The 349-nt window shown below is 50.4% G+C and carries 1 protein-coding gene; it reads right to left on the bottom strand.

Annotation, left to right across the window (positions count from 1 at the left end; all coding sequences use genetic code 11):
• On the bottom strand, window positions 1-349 hold a 349-nt coding region (locus tag BCU91_RS03645), incomplete at both ends, for a cadherin-like domain-containing protein (protein ID WP_133126571.1).

Here is a 349-nt window from a genome sequence, read left to right as displayed (position 1 = left end):
GTTGCATTCGCCAGCAGTTGCTCTTGGCTTAGGGTAATTGAGCCATCTTCGTCCACTGAGTAAGCGATATTACCATCAACTACAGGTGCGTCATTAACCGCCAGTGTAGTAATGCCTGCGGTGGTTTCAGCAGTCGCGCCGTCATCATCGATGATGGTGACATCAAGACTGATTTCGCCGTTGAAGTTCTCATTGGGCGAGAAGGTCACTGAGCCATCTTGGTTTTGAACCAGGATACCGTCGGTACCAGAGTAAGACACTGAGTCTAGGCTGACGGTGCCATCCACATCACTTGAGTTCGCTAATAGCTGCTCAGCGCTAATGGTGATTTGGCCGTCTTCGTTGACTG

Origin of the sequence: Shewanella sp. 10N.286.52.B9, assembly GCF_002873635.1 — a bacterium.
Taxonomy (GTDB): Bacteria; Pseudomonadota; Gammaproteobacteria; order Enterobacterales; family Shewanellaceae; genus Shewanella.
Note: the sequence above shows the minus strand (reverse complement) of the source record. Positions and strands in the feature narration are given on the sequence as shown.